Source organism: Pseudoalteromonas sp. Xi13, from assembly GCF_003952205.1.
Classification (GTDB): domain Bacteria; phylum Pseudomonadota; class Gammaproteobacteria; order Enterobacterales; family Alteromonadaceae; genus Pseudoalteromonas; species Pseudoalteromonas atlantica.
The window spans coordinates 3452497-3465866 of sequence record NZ_CP034439.1 but is presented as its reverse complement, the minus strand read 5'-3'; the positions used below and the strand labels follow the sequence as shown (position 1 = coordinate 3465866).

The following is a 13370-nucleotide window of genomic DNA, read 5'->3' as shown; positions in this document are numbered from 1 at the left end:
AATGGTTAAAGTTCTGATAATAGATGATTCACCACTGATAAGGCGTTTGCTGAGCGAAATATTATCTCAGGCTAGCGATATCGAGGTTGTTGGCTGTGCTGAAGACCCTTATCAAGCACGAGAAATGATTAAATTGCTCAATCCGGATGTGCTTACCCTCGATGTAGAAATGCCAAAAATGGACGGCATTAGCTTTTTAAGAAACCTAATGCGCTTAAGACCTATGCCCGTTGTGATGATTTCTACACTAACCCAGCAAGGCTCGCCTATCACCTTAGAAGCGCTTGAGCTTGGTGCAGTGGATTTTATTGCTAAGCCAACGGTGAATGTTAAGCAGCAAATGAGTCAATATGCATATGTTGTGCAGCAAAAAGTGCGTGTGGCGGCAGGTGCAAGGGTAAGAAGTTTTAAAAAGGTAAGCACCGTAAGTGAGCCTTTACCTAGCAATGCACAATTTTTATTAAACAAGGTAATAGCGATAGGGGCTTCAACAGGGGGCACAGAAGCAATAAAAGAAGTGCTTATAAAAATGCCGACCAATTGCCCTGCGATCGTGATTACCCAGCATATTCCTCCGGTATTTAGTACCTCGTTTGCCCAGCGTATGGACCGCACCTGTGCAATTAACGTAAAAGAAGCGCAGCACGGCGACAAGCTAACTGCAGGATGGGCTTATATAGCCCCTGGTGGTTTACACTTAAGCATAAAAAAAAGAGGGGCAAGTTTATATTGCGAGCTTGATGATTCTGAGCCTGTTAACCGCCATAAACCGGCAGTAGATGTATTATTTAACTCGTTACTTGAGTGCGGTGCAAAAAACATTGTGGCAGCGTTACTAACCGGTATGGGGAGCGATGGAGCAAAGGGCTTGCTTAGCATTAAACAAGCGGGTGGCTACACCATTGCACAGGATGAGTTTTCTTCTGTGGTGTGGGGAATGCCCAAAGCGGCGGTTGATTTAGGTGCCGCTCACGAAATTGTTGCGCTTGATAAAGTAACCCAGCGCTTATTGCATCAGGCTATAAAGGTGTAATTGCTACTGAATAACCCATGGCTGCGAAAACCAATAGTAACTACCAGGGAACTCAATAGAAGGGGCGGTACAATTAAAGCGTGAACGGCCTTTATTTAGCGCCTTTGGCGAGTCAATTTTTACAGTTGTGTCGTTTATCCAAGTTAACTTAGCCTGCCCAACACTTGAGACATAACACGCAAACTGACTTTTATGAAAATCACCCATTTCAAATTCAATGCTGAGCGTTGGTGGGTTTTGTGAGGTTACACTGTCTTGGTAATCTAGGGTTTTAATACTAAACGCCCGAGAGTTTAATTTTGTAATTAACGTATCTAATTTACTGTAAAAGCCAGAGGCTGGAAAACGCGGTAAGCGGGTAAAGTTAGCGTTTTTATTTACAGCGCCTGAGTGCTGACCAATGCCAATAAAGCCAAGCTCTTCTACAAGCGCTTGTAGTTTGTTATTAAACTCACCATACGGGTACGCTAGGTATTTATAATCGTGGCCTATTTCTTCTTTAATACGCTGTTGAGAATGCAAAATATCTTGTTTTATACGTGCTTGCCACTGTGCATCGCTCTCATCTTTTAGCTTAATATGCAGGTAGTCATGCTGGGCAGTGTGATTGGCAATTAGCGCCCCTTTGCCTGCGAGCTCTTTTAATTTATCCCACCCCATTACGTAGCCTTTGCCTTCATCAATAAGGGTAGGGTTTACAAAAATAGTATAGGGGTAACCAAATTTTTCTAAAATAGGCGCTGCTTGTTCGTAGTTATTGTTGTAACCATCGTCAAAGGTGATAGCGACTGTTTTCTCAGGTAAGGTTTTGCCTTGTTGTATAGCGCTTATTAGCTCATTTAGTGCAATAACATTAAAATTATGCTCTTTTAAGTAGCTCAAATGCTTGGTAAACGTATTTGCGCTTACACTGGTCACAGCCGGAAGGGTTTCGCTTACATGGTGATACTGTAAAATAACCGCCGCATGAGCACGTACAGATAAACAAATGAGAGTAATTAAAACTAAATGAAACAATTTCTTAAACATAATAAGGCACACCATAAAAGCTTGCTGTTGCTAGCGGGTCCAATGATATTATCAAATATTACTGTCCCACTGTTAGGAATTGTTGATACCGCTGTTATTGGCCACTTAGGTAGCGCACATTACTTAGCGGGTATCGCACTTGGCTCAGCTGTTATTTCTATTTTATTTTGGCTCGCCGGTTTTTTACGTATGAGCACCACAGGGTTAGTGGCCCAAGCATACGGGCAAAATAACTTAACACAGTTAGCAGCGCTTTTAAAACGCAGCTTATTACTTGCCGTGTGTGTGGCGTTAGCGCTTATTGCCTTATCGCCCTTGATAAAACAAGCCATTGCATTTTTATCAGGCGCAAATAGCGAGGTTCTTGCTCAAGCATATCAGTATTTTAGTATTCGTATATTTAGTGCCCCTGCCGCACTTTGTAATTTAGTGCTGCTTGGCTGGATGCTTGGCGTACATTATGGGCGAGGGCCATTTTACTTGCTGTTAGTGACCAATATTACCAACATAGTGCTCGATATATATTTTGTGGTGTATTTAGACTGGGCAGTAGCGGGAGCAGCATGGGCGTCGTTAATTGCAGATTACAGCGCGTTGGCTTTTGCGTTGCTACTAGTGATTAAGCTCGCTAAAAAGCAAGGCGTGGAGCTAAGCGTGCCCAACTGGCTCAGTGTTAGCAAAATGGCAGAGCTACTTAGTTTAAATAGAGATATATTTATTCGCTCTTTAATTTTGCAATTATGCTTTAGCTTTATGACCTTTTATGGCGCCCGCATAGGCGAAACAACGCTTGCAGCAAATGCCGTGTTACTTAATTTTTTAATGTTAGTAAGCTTTGCACTTGATGGAATAGCCTATGCAAGCGAAGCCAAAGTTGGTCAAGCTAAAGGCCAGCGAAGCGTTAATAACATTAGATTGTGGGTAAAAATAAGTGTGTTTTGGGGGATGCTTTTTGGCGTGTTATACAGCGTATTTTTTGCTGTGTTTGGCAGCGCTATTATTAAGCTTTTAACCAATGTACCCGAGGTGATAGAAGCTGCGACAAATTACTTACCGTGGGTAATAGTATTGCCTATGTTAGCAATGAGCTGCTTTTTGTTTGATGGCGTATTTGTAGGGCTTACACGGGCAAAAAATATGCGTAACAGTATGATTCTTTCTGCTGCTGTTGGCTTTTTTGGGGTGTTTTGGGTGTTTATAGAGTGGCAAAATAATGCGTTATGGCTGGCTATGAGTTGCTTTATGCTTATGCGCGGCGTTACGTTAATTATTAAGTATTTGCAGTTAAAAGCAACTAATCAGCTGCTAGATTAAGCGAACATGTCATTTCCATAGGTCGGGGTCGTGATCTTTTGGCCCCATATCTTTTAAAACTTGCGAGAAACGATTGGCAAAAATACCGCTATAACCCCATGCAGCAAAAAATAATGCCGGGATTAAAATAACCACACCTATAATTTGTAAGCTAAAGTGGGTGTAGTAGCCAAGGGCAATAAATATCACGGCTAGCACAAACAGTGCTAAGCCGCGAAAAAAGCGCGTTAAACTCAACTTAGGGTTACTCCCTAAGCGATAAATAAGCGGCTTTAACATTATTGCTTAGTAATAAGAGTGATCGCCCGCTTGGTGCTCGGTAATGTCGGCAACACCGGTGATTTCATCAAACTTTGCAATCATTTCTTTCTCGATGCCTTCTTTAAGCGTTACATCGATCATAGAACAGCCATTACAACCACCACCAAATTGAAGTACTGCAATACCTTCAGCGGTTACTTCAACTAGGCTTACTTGGCCACCGTGGTTAGCTAGCTGCGGGTTTACTTCGGTTTCTAGCATGTGTTGAACACGCTCATTTAGCGATGCGTTATCGCCTAGTTTACGTGCCTTTGCATTAGGCGCTTTTAAAGTTAACTGAGTGCCCATTTTGTCGGTAACAAAATCAATTTCAGCTTCTTCTAAAAAAGGAGCGCTTTCTGTATCTACTACGGCATCAAAACCATTAAAGTTAAGACGAATATCGCTGTCTTCTACGGCGTCTTCTGGGCAATAAGAAACACCACATTCCGCTTGTGATGTACCAGGGTTTACAACAAACACACGAATATTAGTTTGTTGTGCTTGATCTGCTAAAAGTTTAGCAAAATGCGCTTGTGCTGTTTCGGAAATAGAAATCATAAAACCGTCTATACTTGACTAAATTACTCGGATACTGCATATCATACTCCGCTCATCGTGTTGCGGCTAGTGTTGAGCGTAAAAAGTTGGCATCTATTTTAAGCAATGCTAGCGTGCAAATAACAAACATTTTTAGAGTGATTTATATGCGCTGGATAGTAACTATAATGGTGGCAATGCTTAGCTTTTCAAGTATGGCAAAACCACTTTCGTATTATTTTGAACAAGATGTAGAGTTTGATAAAACAATACCCACCCCACAAGACGTACTTGGTTACGAAGTAGGTGAGTGGCATGTAAGGCACGACCAACTGGTGCGTTACATGGAAATTCTAGCGCAAAAAAGTAATCGTATAAATTTTGAAGTAATAGGGCGCACACACGAGCAACGTCCGCTTGTGATGCTAAGTATTAGCAGCGCTGAAAAACTAGCTAACTTAGAGCAAATTCGCCAAGCGCACTTAGCCCGTTTAACAAACAGTGAGCAAGCTAAAAACACACAAAATGAGCCTGCTGTAGTTTGGATGGGGTACAGTGTGCATGGCAATGAGTCATCAGGCAGCAATGCCGCTTTATTGGTTGCGTATTACCTTGCTGCAGCGCAAGGCCCAGAAATAGAAAAACTATTAAATAATACCGTTATTTTGCTCGACCCTTCACTTAACCCCGATGGCTTGGCTCGCTTTGCTAATTGGGCTAATAGTAATCGGGGGATGAACTTATCAAGCGACCCTAAAACGCGTGAACACGTAGAAAGCTGGCCAAGTAGCCGTACAAATCACTATTGGTTTGATTTAAACCGCGATTGGTTGTTACTACAACACCCAGAGTCGCGTGCACGCATTGCTAAGTTTCATCAATGGAAGCCAAATATTCTTACCGACTTTCATGAAATGGGCCCAAACAGCAGCTACTTTTTTCAACCTGGCATTGCCAGTCGCAAGCACCCAATTACCCCAGATGAAAACGTAACGCTTACTAAAGCCATAGCCAATTACCATGCTAAAACTTTAGATAAAAATAATGCCCTTTATTTTACCGAAGAAAGCTTTGACGACTTTTATTACGGCAAGGGTTCAACCTACCCCGATGTAAACGGCGGTATAGGTATTTTATTTGAGCAAGCCAGCTCACGTGGGCATGTACAAGAAACCATAAATGGTACGCTTACGTTTCCTTTTACTATTAAAAATCAGTTACTAACAAGCCTATCAACCTTTAAAGCAGCGGTAGATAACCGCGAGGCGCTATTAACCTATCAGGCTAAATTTTATAACCAAGCAATTGATTTAGCACATGATGAAAGTTTTGAAGGCTATGTGGTTGAGGGCGCTAAAGACAACACCCGGATTAAACTATTTTTAAACCTGTTAAAGCAGCATCAAATTAACGCCTATCCACTTACAAAGGCACTAAAAGCCAATGGCAAAAACTTTAGCACCCAGAGTTATTTTGTGCCGTTAGCTCAGCCACAGTTTCGTTTAGTAAAAGCTATTTTTAGTGAGCAAAAAAGTTTTGCCGATAACACATTTTATGATGTGTCAGGCTGGACACTCGCCCATGCTTTTAATTTAGAGTTTGCACAAGTAAAAAGTAGCTGGGGCTTAGAAGTAGCCAGCACTGCGTGGCAAAAAGCAGTTAAACCATCATTTGCTGCGTTAAAGCAAAGTTATGCATTTGGCTTTGCCTGGGACGATTACTTAGCGCCTAAAATGCTAAATAGCTTGCTAAAGCAAGGTATTAAAGCGCGTGTCGCGTTAAGCGCCTTAACAGCTAAAAGCAGCACCACCGAAATAGACTTTGCACCTGGCAGCATTATTGTCCCCGCAGGGCTGCAGACGAACCCTGATTGGGTGGCTATTTTAAACGATGCTCAAACCCAGTTTGGTATTGCGATAAAGCCTATTACCACTGGTCTTACAGGGAAAGGCGCCGATTTAGGCTCGCGCACTATGGCGGTATTAAACGAGCCAAAAGTACTGCTTGTGGGCGGTAAAGGCGTAAGCCAATACGAAGCGGGTGAAGCATGGTATTACCTTGACCGCTTTGTTGGTATTTCTCCGACCATAGTAGAAATGGAGCGTTTAGGTAGCTTAGATTTAAATAATTACAGCCACATTGTACTAGCTAATGGCAATTATTCGGGCTTACCCGATAGTGATAAAGTTGCTATTAAAAGCTGGGTAAGAAAAGGCGGCGTAATTTGGGGCCACAAAGGCGGCGCTAAATTTTTAGCTGATCAGCAATTACTCAAGGCTAATTATTTATCTAGGCAAGATGTAGCCAGCGCTTTTAATACTCAAGGGCTAAATTACGCAGATAAAGATCATTTAGCTGGGCGACAACGTATAGCCGGCGCTATTTTTAATACCGATGTAGACACCACGCATCCACTAACGTTTTCGCTTAATCGCGAAACGCTGCCTGTATTTAAAAATAGTACCTGGTTATTAGAAAAATCATCCGCCCCGTTTGTAAACATACTCACTTACCCGCAAAAACCACTATTAGCAGGGTTTACCGATGGCGTAAATGAGCAGCAAATTGCCGGTGCAGCAGCCATGATGGCCCACTCATACGGGCGTGGCAGTGTTATTGCGATGACAGATAACCCTGTATTTAGAGGATACTGGTACGGCACAAGCCGATTACTTAGTAATGCTTTATTTTTTGGCCACACATTTAGAGTAAGAGGTGATTAACTACCCCTTTAAAGTGGCGTTAAACACGTAGCAAAAGCCCAGACTTGTTTAGCGCCGGCTTGTTTTAATACTCGGGTAGCCGCGTTGAGCGTGGCGCCTGTGGTCATTACATCATCTACAATAACCACCGTTTTACCGCTCATATCTTGTGTGCATACAAAGGCATTTTTTACATTTTTAATCCGCTTGGCTCTAGATAATTGTGACTGTGCTTGCGTGGCTTTATTGCGTATTAGCGCATTACTTATACAAATATGTTTTGCCAAACACGGTTGCCACACTTGGCTTACCTGATTAAACCCGCGTGTTAAAAAGCGCCCTCGGTGCAAAGGTAAAATAATAGCTATGTCGGGCTGGGTAGTTAAATTTTCAAAAAACACCGATAGTTGGCGTTTAATTACTTGTTGCAGCGCTTTTTTATAGTGAATTTGATTATTAAATTTGAGCCGTTTAAGCCAATGCTCAAAAGGGGGCTGATAAAAAGCACAGGCAAAGAGCTTATCAAATTCGCAATGCGGAAACATTTCTACAATATCCGGGCGGTGCAATAAATTACTGTGTTTATTTAAATCAAACACGCTTAAATCCGTTAAGCAATAGTCGCATAATCCCTCTTGAGCACTAATTACTCCCTGACATTGCACGCAATAAGAGGGAAATAACCAATTAAAAAATGAGTGTTGCATTGGCTGCTCCTTGCGTTGCTTTCGTCAATGTAAGCGTTATGATGTGGCTAAGTTTGGTTAAGGTTAGGCAAATATGCAAAGCGAGTTAGTTTTATTACATGGTTGGGGCATGAACCAAGGCGTATGGCAATTAGTGCAGCCAGAGTTAACGTTTTTATACAGTGGCTCGGTGCGCAGCATTGACCTGCCTGGCTTTGGCAACAGCAATAGCTGCCCAAGCCCTTATAATTTACACGATGCAGCTGAAATCGTAAGCGAGCAACTTAGCCCTGGCTCTATTGTAATGGGCTGGTCGCTAGGAGGATTGTTTGCACTTTATATTGCTAAACATTGGCCAAATAAAGTATCAAAAGTCATTTTAGTTGCCTCAAGCCCTTTTTTTGCCGAGGCAGATGATTGGCCCGGAATAAAAACCAGCGTGCTTGAGCAATTTAAAGAGCAATTAGTTAATCACCGAGAAAAAACCATAGAGCGCTTTTTAGCTATTCAGGCCATGGGTAGTGAGTCGGCACGCGATGATATAAAGCAGCTAAAGCACTTGCTAAATCAGTACAGCGCCCCTAAAAGTGAGGCGTTAAGTGCGGGTTTAAATATTTTACAAAATGATGATTTACGCAACGTATTTGCGCATTGCCCAGTGCCTATAAAAGCGATATTTGGCCGTTTAGATGCGCTGGTACCTTACAAAGCAATTAATAAAATGGCAGCACTAAATACTGAGTTTGAATACGAAGTACTAGACAAAGCCTCCCATGCACCGTTTATTTCTCATAAAAAAGAGTTTTTATCTGCCGTTAAATCAATGCTTTAAAATAGCCTAAAGAAAGGTGCTGTTTAAAGCTTTATTTTGCCCATGAAGTGAGCGATAATTAAACAATATTTATTTTTTGGAGGTACAGCATGGCTATTGGTTCAGTATTTAATAGTGGTGTAGAAGGGTTTAATCGTGCAAGCCAAGGTATAGAACGAGCAAGCGCAGAGATAAACCGTGCCACCATTGAAGAGCAAGACGATACGCAACTAGCCCAACAGCGCCAGTTAACAGCTGCGCGACCTGAAGAGGCTGTAACAGCGCCTGTTGCACAACCAGCTCGGGTTGACGAAGCGCTTGTTAATTTAAAAGTTGAAGAGTTTAATGCCAAGGCAAACACGCAATCTATTCAAACTGCAGATGAAGTGCTTGGTACGCTAATCGATATTAAAGTTTAAACGTTATGAATATTGTCACGCCATTTCCGTCTATCAATATAAACACCGCCAATGTTTATACGGAAACCGCTCGGCGTGACAACCAACTGCGCGAAGTTATTCCTGCTCCTGCACCCAATAGCGCCAGTAATACCGAAACCAAAGCGCAAAGCGATGCTGATAAAGCAAAACTGCCAAGCAGTGCAGAAGCTGCCACCTATGATGCAACCGGTAAACTCAGTGATGAGCAAGCTGTTGAGCAGCGCCAGCAAGGCAGCGAAGATTCAGATAGCGAACAGCAACAAAACCAACAAGCAAGCGAAGACACCCCCGAAGAAGAGCAAGATCAACAACAGCTAGAATTAGAACAGCAGCAAATTGAAGAGCTTAAAGCGCGCGATACTGAAGTGCGCGTGCACGAACAAGCTCATGCATCGGTGGGTGGGCAGTATGCAGGCTCACCAAGTTATGAATACCAACGTGGACCAGATGGCACTAATTACGCTGTTGGCGGTGAGGTACAAATTGATGTATCTGAAATCCCCGGCGATCCGCAAGCCACTATAGATAAAATGCAAACGGTACGAGCAGCCGCACTTGCCCCTGCTGAACCTTCTAGTGCCGATAGAGCCATTGCCGCTGATGCAACCCACAAAATGGCCGCAGCGCAAGCTGAATTATCAGCCCCTGCTGACGATGAAGCGCAAGCACAAGAGCCACAAAGTGCGTTATCAATAAACGAAACCAGTACCGCTGAGTCTCAAAACGATACTAATACCGAGCAAGCACGCGACCCAGAAGTAGACGCACGAGCTGGCCGTATTGCTAATTTTTATCAAATGACTAGCTCCCCCCAAAACGAGAGTGGTTTTTCTGCGTTTGGTTAAAACCAGCTAAGCATAATTAAAAAAGCCGCTCAATGAGCGGCTTTTTAGTTTAAGGAGACATCACTTAATGAAGCAAAAGGGTATTATTTTTTTACTTTTGCATTAGCAAATGCATCGGCAAAGGCATTACCCATCATGGCGTTACCGTTATCGCGCTTTGGTTTTGCTGCACGCGGTTGCTGGCCCTGATTACTGCGTTGCTTTTGCGGCGCGGCAGTTGGTTTATTGCTTGTGTCTATTTCATCATCTAAGCGCATAGTAAAGCTAATGCGTTTACGTGGGGCATCTACCTCAACCACTTTTACTTTTACAATGTCACCGGCTTTTACTACTTCGCGCGGATCAGAGATAAACTTATTAGTAATTGCCGAAATATGCACTAGGCCATCTTGGTGAACACCTACATCAACAAACGCACCAAAGTTAGCAACGTTAGAAACCACACCTTCTAAAATCATACCGGGTTTTAGGTCTGTGATTTTTTCTACACCGGCTTTAAATTCAGCAGTTTTAAACTCAGGACGAGGATCGCGCCCAGGCTTATCTAGCTCTTTAATGATGTCGGTAACGGTAGGTAAACCAAACTTCTCGTCGGTGTAGTCATTAGCAACCAGCTTATTTAAAAACTCGCTATTGCCTATTAAGCTATTTACATCAAGGTTGTTACGCTCACAAATAAGTTTAACAACAGGATAAGCCTCAGGGTGAACTGATGAGTTATCAAGTGGGTCTTTACCCTGATTAATACGCAAAAAGCCTGCTGCTTGTTCAAATGCCTTTGGTCCTAAACGCTCAACTTTTTTAAGTTCGCTACGCTTAGTAAACGTGCCGTTAGTGTCGCGGTAATTTACTATATTTTGCGCTAAGGTTTTATTTAACCCCGATACGCGAGTAAGAAGCGGCACCGAGGCCATATTTAAATCAACACCCACAGAGTTTACACAGTCTTCTACCATTGCGGTCAGTGTTTGGCCTAATTGACTTTGCGATACATCGTGTTGGTATTGGCCTACACCAATTGATTTTGGCTCAATTTTAACAAGCTCGGCAAGTGGGTCCTGCAGGCGACGCGCAATAGATACCGCGCCACGCAAAGACACATCTAAGTTAGGAAATTCATTCGCTGCAAATTCAGACGCAGAGTAAACAGACGCGCCGGCTTCGCTTACCATAATTTTGTTTAATTTAAGCTCAGCATTGGCCTTAATAAGTTCACCTACTAGCTTGTCAGACTCGCGTGATGCGGTTCCGTTACCAATCGCAATAAGTTCTACTTTATGCTGGCGACATAGTTGCTCTAATGTACGTAACGATTTTTCCCAGTGATTTTGTGGTGCGTGGGGGAAAATAGTTTGGGTTGTAAGCAATTTACCTGTGCCATCAACTACGGCAATTTTACAGCCAGTTCGCAAACCAGGATCTAGACCAAGCGTGGTACGCGGCCCAGCAGGGGCGGCCATAAGTAAGTCTTTTAAGTTTTTAGCAAATACATCTATAGCGCCGGTTTCGGCTTTTTCTCGCATGGCTGCTAAAAATTCATTTTCTAGGTGTAGGCCAAGCTTTATTTTCCATGCCCATTGCACAACACTTAATAGCCATGCGCTAGCTGCTTTATATTTCACATCTAAGCGGTAGTGATCAGCAATCATTTGCGCGCATAGCTGGGCTGCATTTTCGCTGCTTGGCTCTGGGTTAATACTCAGCTGCAAAATACCTTCGTTACGCGCGCGCAACATAGCAAGTGCGCGGTGAGAAGGGACCTTTTTAAGAGGTTCTTGATGGTCAAAGTAGTCGCGGTATTTGCTACCGGCTTGCTCTTGGCCGTCAATAAGTGTGCTTTGTATAGCGCCGTGTTGGCTAATGTGGCTTCTAAATTTAGCTAATAACTTGGCATCTTCTGCAAAGCGTTCCATTAAAATAAATTTAGCGCCATCAAGGGCTGCTTTGGTATCAGCAATGCCTTTGTCGGCATTTATAAACTGCTGCGCTTGTTGCTCTGGCTCTAAGTTTGCGTCGTTAAATAGCGCATCGGCAAGTGGCTCAAGGCCTGCTTCAATGGCTATTTGCCCTTTGGTACGACGTTTAGCTTTATAAGGAAGGTATAAATCTTCAAGCTCAGTTTTACTTTGTGCGCTGGTTATATCGGCACTAAGTGCTGGCGTTAATTTATTTTGTGATTCGATGGTTGATAAAATAAAGCTGCGGCGCTCTTCCAGCTCGCGCAAGTACGACAAACGTTGCTCTAAAAGGCGTAATTGCGTGTCGTCTAATCCACCGGTAATTTCTTTACGGTAACGCGCAATAAAAGGAACCGTTGCGCCTTCATCAAGTAATTTTGTAGCAGCAACAACTTGTTGCTGTTGTGCATTTAGCTCAGTGGCTAAACGTGCAGAGATATCGCTCATGCATAAACCTTTTAATACAAAAAATAAAACCAGAAAATCCCTCTGGTACTGTTATACCCAGCTTATTAAAGTTGCTATTTAATGAGTTTGGTAGGTATTTATTAGTTGAATAATATCACAGCAGGTTGTAATAAAAAGCTCTTAAAGCAAGCAATTTTGCTTGCTTTAAGATGGTTGGCTTGGCTGAGCTTACAAAGCGTAAAAGCGCGCTTTAGTGAGGGTGCTCTACGCTTTCTAAAACATCACTAAACGTGTGAGCAATAGGGGTAATATGCACTGGAATATGCAATGTTTTAGCTATTTGACGCGCCGAGATTAACCCGCATATTTCGTTATTAGTGGTTGTTGCTAATAAAAACATGCTGCCTTGATGCTCCATTGTTTGTAGTGCATCGCCAATACTTGCATAGCTTAGGCTTTGCATACTTACGCCATTAAGTTGGCTAATAGGTGTCATAATGTAGCGTAAGCTCACTTCATTGCGGCTGGTATTTAAACGCTGTGCAATGGCCGTAATTTTAGCGCTTTGTAGGTCAGCACTTGAAACAATACCAATTAATTTTTGCGCATCATCAGTCACTAATACATAGTCAGAGTGCTCAGCTAGTACTTGTTTAAGCGCCTCGCTAATAGGAGTGTCGTATTGAGCGCGAATTGGCGTTTTTTGGGTAAAGTTATTGATTACAGTTAAAGCCGGAGATGTTAAATCAATAGTGGCTTGTTGATCTTCAAATGTACTTGCAATAACGCCATGAGAAATATTTTGGGTACGTAATTCTTTAAAGTTAGACATAGTAGTCACCTTATTAGTTATAAAATTTAATCAAAAAGTAAAATTGTGAATTAAATTAAATAGCTAGGTGGACCACGTTGATATGCCGTACTAAAAGGACGGCTTAGGTTTGTACTTTGGTAAAAAGATGAAACAGCATTAGGTAGCGGTTGAAACAACCTAATAGCAAATGCATTAACATGAGAATCTAAGTCAATGTCGGGGGTTGCTTGGTCAGGAAATTCACAAGCGATAAAATGATTAGATATACTGGCGTTATCTATACTTACTTCGGTGGTATTGGCATGCAGAGTCAAACTCACACTCATTAAAAGTGCAAACAATACGGCATTACTACATATGCGCTGTACTAAGTTTGACATAGCCACTACCTTAAAAATCAGGTTAAAGATAAACCTGCTAAACCAATATATATCCTACTGAGATATATTACACAATAAAAAATTTACCTGATCTGAATCAAAGTAGTTAT

At 42.3% G+C, this 13370-nt stretch carries 13 protein-coding genes; 6 read left to right on the top strand and 7 right to left on the bottom strand.

Going from position 1 to position 13370, the window contains the following annotated elements; all coding sequences use genetic code 11:
- The first annotated feature begins 1 nt into the window (after position 1).
- Positions 2-1033: a chemotaxis response regulator protein-glutamate methylesterase gene (locus EJ103_RS15625; RefSeq protein WP_055255281.1), complete on the top strand. Its 1032-nt coding sequence runs from the start codon at positions 2-4 to the stop codon at positions 1031-1033.
- Between the two features lie 3 nt (positions 1034-1036).
- On the opposite strand, the gene EJ103_RS15620 is transcribed toward EJ103_RS15625, so the two are convergent.
- Positions 1037-2062, bottom strand: coding sequence for a polysaccharide deacetylase family protein (locus EJ103_RS15620; RefSeq protein ID WP_126008509.1), 1026 nt, complete (start codon positions 2060-2062; stop codon positions 1037-1039).
- 42 nt (positions 2063-2104) lie between these two features.
- On the opposite strand from EJ103_RS15620, the gene EJ103_RS15615 reads away from it, so the two are divergent.
- The gene (locus EJ103_RS15615; protein WP_054983329.1) at positions 2105-3376 is read left to right on the top strand and encodes an MATE family efflux transporter; all 1272 of its coding nucleotides are present in this window, start codon (positions 2105-2107) and stop codon (positions 3374-3376) included.
- 9 nt (positions 3377-3385) lie between these two features.
- Here EJ103_RS15615 and EJ103_RS15610 read toward each other — a convergent pair whose 3' ends face one another.
- Together EJ103_RS15610 and nfuA are read right to left on the bottom strand one after the other, a co-directional pair.
- A complete protein-coding gene (locus tag EJ103_RS15610; RefSeq protein ID WP_029774191.1) occupies positions 3386-3655 on the bottom strand; it encodes a hypothetical protein in 270 nt (89 codons plus the stop codon).
- A gap of 6 nt (positions 3656-3661) precedes the next feature.
- Positions 3662-4237: a Fe-S biogenesis protein NfuA gene (gene nfuA / locus EJ103_RS15605; protein ID WP_096042447.1), complete on the bottom strand. Its 576-nt coding sequence runs from the start codon at positions 4235-4237 to the stop codon at positions 3662-3664.
- A 146-nt stretch (positions 4238-4383) separates the two neighbouring features.
- On the opposite strand from nfuA, the gene EJ103_RS15600 reads away from it, so the two are divergent.
- Positions 4384-6939 (top strand): M14 metallopeptidase family protein, encoded by a 2556-nt coding sequence (locus tag EJ103_RS15600; RefSeq protein WP_186807279.1) that lies wholly within the window; start codon positions 4384-4386, stop codon positions 6937-6939.
- 8 nt (positions 6940-6947) lie between these two features.
- On the opposite strand, the gene EJ103_RS15595 is transcribed toward EJ103_RS15600, so the two are convergent.
- A complete protein-coding gene (locus EJ103_RS15595; RefSeq protein WP_126008501.1) occupies positions 6948-7625 on the bottom strand; it encodes a ComF family protein in 678 nt (225 codons plus the stop codon).
- 73 nt (positions 7626-7698) lie between these two features.
- Here EJ103_RS15595 and bioH point away from each other — a divergent pair, with 73 nt between their 5' ends.
- The 3 genes from bioH (at position 7699) to EJ103_RS15580 (ending at position 9700) form a co-directional block, all read left to right on the top strand.
- Positions 7699-8436 carry a pimeloyl-ACP methyl ester esterase BioH gene (gene bioH, locus EJ103_RS15590; protein WP_126008500.1) on the top strand — a complete coding sequence of 246 codons (738 nt, stop codon included), beginning with the start codon at positions 7699-7701 and terminating at the stop codon, positions 8434-8436.
- An 89-nt stretch (positions 8437-8525) separates the two neighbouring features.
- Positions 8526-8834 (top strand): hypothetical protein, encoded by a 309-nt coding sequence (locus EJ103_RS15585; protein WP_004588240.1) that lies wholly within the window; start codon positions 8526-8528, stop codon positions 8832-8834.
- A 5-nt stretch (positions 8835-8839) separates the two neighbouring features.
- A complete protein-coding gene (locus EJ103_RS15580) occupies positions 8840-9700 on the top strand; it encodes a putative metalloprotease CJM1_0395 family protein (RefSeq protein WP_126008497.1) in 861 nt (286 codons plus the stop codon).
- 83 nt (positions 9701-9783) lie between these two features.
- Here EJ103_RS15580 and EJ103_RS15575 read toward each other — a convergent pair whose 3' ends face one another.
- The 3 genes from EJ103_RS15575 to EJ103_RS15565 form a co-directional block, all read right to left on the bottom strand.
- The gene (locus tag EJ103_RS15575) at positions 9784-12105 is read right to left on the bottom strand and encodes a Tex family protein (RefSeq protein ID WP_126008495.1); all 2322 of its coding nucleotides are present in this window, start codon (positions 12103-12105) and stop codon (positions 9784-9786) included.
- A gap of 211 nt (positions 12106-12316) precedes the next feature.
- A complete protein-coding gene (locus tag EJ103_RS15570) occupies positions 12317-12898 on the bottom strand; it encodes a CBS domain-containing protein (RefSeq protein WP_004588243.1) in 582 nt (193 codons plus the stop codon).
- Between the two features lie 50 nt (positions 12899-12948).
- The gene (locus tag EJ103_RS15565) at positions 12949-13260 is read right to left on the bottom strand and encodes a hypothetical protein (RefSeq protein WP_126008493.1); all 312 of its coding nucleotides are present in this window, start codon (positions 13258-13260) and stop codon (positions 12949-12951) included.
- Positions 13261-13370: the final 110 nt, after the last annotated feature.